The following is a 4,230-nucleotide window of genomic DNA, read 5'->3' on the forward strand; positions in this document are numbered from 1 at the left end:
GGTGTGGTCACCGGAGGACCGGAACGCACGCGTGAGGGCTGGGAGTTGCAGTTCGCCACCAATCATCTCGGCCACTTCGCCCTGGCCACCGGTCTGCACGGCGCCCTTGCCCTGGGTGCGGCCGACCGCGGCGGGGCACGGATCGTCTCGGTCAGTTCCACGGCGCACATGCGTGCGGGCATCGACTTCGACGACCTCCACTTCGAGCGCCGCGGCTACGATCCGCAGCTCGCCTACGCCCAGTCGAAAACGGCGAACTCCCTGTTCGCCGTCGAGGCGACCCGCCTGTGGGCAGGCGACGGCATCACTGCCAACGCGGTGAACCCCGGCGGTGTAGCGACGGGCTTGCAACGCAACTTCACGACCCGGCAGAAGCAGTCGCTCGACGCGGCCGAGGCCGCCGGAGTCTTCACGTACAAGACCGTCGAGCAGGGGGCCGCCACCAGCATCGTCGCGGCTGTCGCCCCGCAGTTCGCCCACTCAGGAGGCCACTACCTCGACGATGCACAAGAGGCGTACACCGTGCCGGACGACGCCGACCTCGCGCAGCACCCGCACGGCGTCAAGGCGTGGGCGCTCGATCCCGCCACTGCTGAGCGCCTCTGGGCGGTTTCGGCCGGCCTGCTCGGCACCTGAAGACAGCGGGCCCGGCCTGCCGGGGCGCCGGACTCAGTCCTCGGACTCAGTCCTCGAAGGGTGCTGCGAGCAGCAGATCCTCCACTGTGGGTACCGGGAAGTCGGGTATGTGGCGGCGGCCGACCTCGGCGAAAGGATGCATGAGCACCGACGTGGGCTTGGTACGGCACAGCGACAGGATGTTGTCGACCGCGTCCTGCTTGAAGCCCTTCCTGGGAAAGGCGGCGAGTACTTCCTGGAGAGTGTCGGACGGGATCTGCTCAAGGCCGTTCCCGGCGAAATCGAGCCCGGAGCCGACACAGACCATGGCGATCTCCGGCCTTTTCCGCGTTGCGATGCCGAGGCTGGTGTGCAGGGCGATCGCATCCCAGACGACCTCGACCCGCTCGTCCTCCATGCGCCGGCTTTGCAGGAATCGCCTGGCGGCGTCGGCGCCGTCGACTTCGAAGCGTTCGGCCGGGGTCTGATACGCCTCGACAAGACCGAGATCATGCAGGGCCGCGGCCACGAAAGCGAGTTCACGGTCGTAGCGAACACCCCGCCGGTCGAACAGCAGCGAGCTGAAAACATAGGTCCGCATGACGTGATTGAAGAGCGTCTCGGAGGACACGCGTCGCACGAAAGCGGCGGTCTGCACGGCCACCTCACTGGTGGGGATGCGGACTCCGGCCACCTTCTCGGGCAGGGCATCGGGGCTCTGGTCGGGCATGCGAATCGCTCTTTCCTCGGCGGTTGTTGCCACGACCCTATGAAGGGCACCACCGGGCCGACAGTGGCGAAAATGCCGACTGTCCGCGGATTCTCGCCAGCCTGAGTCCGGGGAAGGGGCGGCGAAACCATGCCGTATACCCCCGCTTTCCCGTCTGAAGACAATGAAGCGGGAACTTCAGGCACAAGGACGGCTTGCGCGGCGGCCCGGTTGTCGCCCCCAAAACCTCGTCCGACAGGCCTCGTTGGGCGGGGCATGGACAACATGAACGGCCTGCCGGCCACCACACCCCAGGGGCAACTTCTCACCGGCGCGTACTGGTTGGATGCCCCCGTGCACGCGGGCGATGAATGCAAGTGGTGCATGCTGTTGGTGCCGGATCGCGCCGCGTCCGATCAGCGGGTCGGCTTGCCGGGCGAATGACCCGTCGCGGTGACCGTCACGGCGAACCGGCGGGACGGCCGACGCGGGCGGCGATCGCCGCCCCCAGGCCCCGGGTGGTTCCCGGGCCGCCGAGGTCGGGGGTGAGGACCCGGGGCTGCTCCTCCAGGACGTCCTCGATCGCGGCCACCACCCCTGCGGCCGCCTCCTCTTCGCCCAGGTGGGCCAGCATCATCGCGCCGCTCCAGATCTGGCCGACCGGGTTGGCGACGCCGAGGCCGGCGATGTCCGGTGCCGATCCGTGGACCGGTTCGAACAGGCTGGGAAAGGTCCGTTCGGGGTTGATGTTGGCGCTGGGCGCGATGCCGATGGTGCCGGTGCAGGCCGGCCCGAGGTCGGAGAGGATGTCCCCGAAGAGGTTGCTGGCCACGACGACGTCATAGTGCTGGGGCTGGAGCACGAACTTGGCGGACAGGATGTCGATGTGGTCCTTGCCGGCTTTCACCTGCGGGTACCGCGCAGCCATCGCGGCCGCGCGCTCGTCCCAGTACGGCATGGTGATGGAGATGCCGTTGCTCTTCGTCGCCCAGGTCAGGCTCTTTCGGGGGCGTGAGTCGGCCAGATCGAAGGCGTAGCGCAAGACCCGGTCCACGCCGGTCCTCGTCATCACCGTCTCCTGGATCACCGTTTCCCGGTCGGTGCCCTCGAAGATCCGGCCGCCGATGCTGGAGTACTCGCCCTCGGTGTTCTCCCGCACGACGTAGAAGTCGATCTCACCGGGCCGGTGGTCGCGCAGCGGGCTGCGCACTCCGCGCAGCAGCCGCACCGGCCGCAGATTGATGTACTGGTCGAACTCCCGGCGCATCTGGAGCAGGCTCCCCCACAGAGAGACGTGGTCGGGGACGACGTCCGGCCAGCCGACCGCGCCGAAGAAGATCGCGTCGAAATCGGCGAGCACGTGTTTCCAGTCCGGCGGGAGCATCGTGCCGTGCCGCCGCCAGTAGTCGGCGCTGGCGAAGTCGAACTCGACGACGTCGAGTCCGAATCCGTGGACTTCGGCAGCCGCCCGCAGGCACCTGAGGCCTTCGGGGACCACCTCGCGGCCGATCCCGTCGCCTGGGACGGCTGCGATGCGATAGCGGTGGGGCATGGATCGGCTCCTTGAGCTGGGTGACATCTACGTGAGCGCGAGTGCGATACGACGGCTTGAGTACGGTGACGACGGCGTCGGCGGCGTAGCACCGGCAAAGTCAGGACCGTCCGGGCGCAACGTGCTGAACCAACCTTGACCTGCACAGATGCACTCCACAAGGCCATAATTGGCAAGGTAGGCTTTCCGCTGTGGAAAGCATCCAGGGCGGGGGTGCCGAGGAGGGGCGGTCGTCCATGGACGACCTGTGGTTCTTCCAGGTCGTCGCCTCCAACGAAACCCTTACCGCCGCGTCACGGGAGCTCGGATGCTCCCTGTCCGTCGTCAGCAAGCGCCTCACGGCGCTGGAGCGGCGCCTGGGCGCGCGGCTCGTCCGACGCGGAGCCAGACGCCTCGCCCTGACCTCCGAGGGCAGGCGCTACGCGGCACGCACGCAGGGGATCCTCGACCAGCTTCGTGAGCTGGAGGACTCCCTCGCCGACCGGTCGGCCGCGCTGCGCGGCACGCTGGTCGTGGAGTCGACGATCGGCTTGGGGCGCGCCCATGTGGCGCCGCTGTTGGGCGAGTTCGTGGCCGATCACCCGCAACTGCACGCCCAGCTGCACACCTCCGGGCTTCCGCTGCGGCCCCACCGCCGTGCCTTCGACGTCGCCGTGCATGTGGGCGCGCCGCCCGACTCCTCGCTGCGTATGCGCCGCCTGGCGGCGAACCGCCGCGTGCCGTGCGCGGCACCTTCCTACCTGGCCGAGCGCGGGGCACCGGCGGTCATCGAGGACCTGGCCGCGCACGACTGCATCGTGCTGCGCGAGAACGAAGGAGACTTCGCGCTCTGGCGTTTCGGAGAGGCTTCACAGCCACGTCATGTGCGCGTGCACGGCCACCTGTCCAGCAACGACGGCGACGTGGTGACCGACTGGGCCCTGCGGGGACGCGGCGTGATCATGCGTTCCGAGTGGCACGTCGCGCCGTATCTCGACCGCGGGGAGCTGGTGCGGGTGCTGCCGCACGTGTCGACACCGGCGGCCGACATCTACGCGCTGTACGGAAACGACGAGCACGTCCCGCACCGGGTCAGCCGCTTCATCGACCACCTGGCGTCGGGCCTGCCGCGACGGCTGTCCGAGACGGGCGGCGCTCCTTCGTCGCGTTGACGGCAGTGGCGGGTGCGTCAAGCTCCAACAGGACGTACGTGTCCTGTGCGGCCCGGCAGGGACACCCTTCTGCCTCTGGGTGCGGGCCGGCACGAGTGGTTGACCTGCTGCGGCTCAGTTCTCGTGCTCTGCGTCTCTCATGTCCCGCAGTTCCGGAGGCCATTGACCACTCTCGCTCATGGCTGCCTTGCGGGAATCTGTGT

4 protein-coding genes and 1 pseudogene are annotated in these 4,230 nt (G+C 68.5%); 3 read left to right on the top strand and 2 right to left on the bottom strand.

Annotated features, from left to right (window positions below; genetic code table 11):
- A pseudogene (locus ACQKIP_RS41175) lies at positions 1 to 636 on the top strand (SDR family NAD(P)-dependent oxidoreductase); the annotation flags it as partial.
- 46 nt (positions 637 to 682) lie between these two features.
- On the opposite strand, the gene ACQKIP_RS41180 reads toward ACQKIP_RS41175, so the two are convergent.
- Positions 683 to 1,345 (bottom strand): HD domain-containing protein, encoded by a 663-nt coding sequence (locus ACQKIP_RS41180; RefSeq protein WP_365856322.1) that lies wholly within the window; start codon positions 1,343 to 1,345, stop codon positions 683 to 685.
- A 255-nt stretch (positions 1,346 to 1,600) separates the two neighbouring features.
- Between ACQKIP_RS41180 and ACQKIP_RS41185 the strand changes: the two genes are divergently transcribed.
- On the top strand, positions 1,601 to 1,768 hold the full coding sequence (locus tag ACQKIP_RS41185; protein WP_365856324.1) for a hypothetical protein: 168 nt from the start codon (positions 1,601 to 1,603) through the stop codon (positions 1,766 to 1,768).
- Between the two features lie 16 nt (positions 1,769 to 1,784).
- Here the strand turns inward: ACQKIP_RS41185 and ACQKIP_RS41190 are convergent, their stop codons facing one another.
- The gene (locus ACQKIP_RS41190; protein WP_365856326.1) at positions 1,785 to 2,876 is read right to left on the bottom strand and encodes a tartrate dehydrogenase; all 1,092 of its coding nucleotides are present in this window, start codon (positions 2,874 to 2,876) and stop codon (positions 1,785 to 1,787) included.
- 191 nt (positions 2,877 to 3,067) lie between these two features.
- Between ACQKIP_RS41190 and ACQKIP_RS41195 the strand changes: the two genes are divergently transcribed.
- Positions 3,068 to 4,027, top strand: coding sequence for a LysR family transcriptional regulator (locus tag ACQKIP_RS41195; protein ID WP_365856328.1), 960 nt, complete (start codon positions 3,068 to 3,070; stop codon positions 4,025 to 4,027).
- Positions 4,028 to 4,230 lie beyond the last annotated feature (203 nt).

The sequence above is a fragment of the Streptomyces sp. NPDC059900 genome, assembly GCF_050270335.1.
GTDB lineage: Bacteria > Actinomycetota > Actinomycetes > Streptomycetales > Streptomycetaceae > Streptomyces.

What these genes read in the sequence shown, in the direction of transcription:
- ACQKIP_RS41180 (WP_365856322.1), bottom strand. Translation starts at nt 1,345, where the DNA reads ATGCCCGACCAGAGCCCCGATGCCCTGCCCGAGAAGGTGGCCGGAGTC.
- ACQKIP_RS41185 (WP_365856324.1), top strand. Translation starts at nt 1,601, where the DNA reads ATGGACAACATGAACGGCCTGCCGGCCACCACACCCCAGGGGCAACTT.
- ACQKIP_RS41190 (WP_365856326.1), bottom strand. Translation starts at nt 2,876, where the DNA reads ATGCCCCACCGCTATCGCATCGCAGCCGTCCCAGGCGACGGGATCGGC.